We start from the raw sequence: 237 nt of genomic DNA on the forward strand, positions 1-237 counted from the left end.
GGCTATCGATGCCGGTGACTTGAAATTCCCCGCCAACTCATAGCAAGTTCCGCACGATAGAGCCGTCAGCGCATCAGTTTGCGTTTTTTTCAGCGGGTCAGTTGCAAGGCCAGTTCATCGACCTGTTCGGCCCAGTCGGAGTCCTCGGCCAGGGCCTCGCGCAGGAAGCTGGCCTGGGCAGGGTTCCAGAATGGCGCATCGGGCAGCGCCGTGCCCTCCTCGAGGTGGTGCCGGGCG

1 protein-coding gene is annotated in these 237 nt (G+C 62.9%); it reads right to left on the bottom strand.

Features of this window, described 5'->3' with window-relative positions:
• Positions 1-89: 89 nt before the first annotated feature.
• A partial coding sequence (locus ACLJNW_RS28445) for a DUF2789 family protein (protein WP_410962022.1) occupies positions 90-237 on the bottom strand: 148 nt, incomplete at its 5' end.

The sequence above is a fragment of the Salmonella sp. SAL4457 genome, assembly GCF_046548235.1.
GTDB lineage: Bacteria > Pseudomonadota > Gammaproteobacteria > Enterobacterales > Enterobacteriaceae > Salmonella > Salmonella enterica.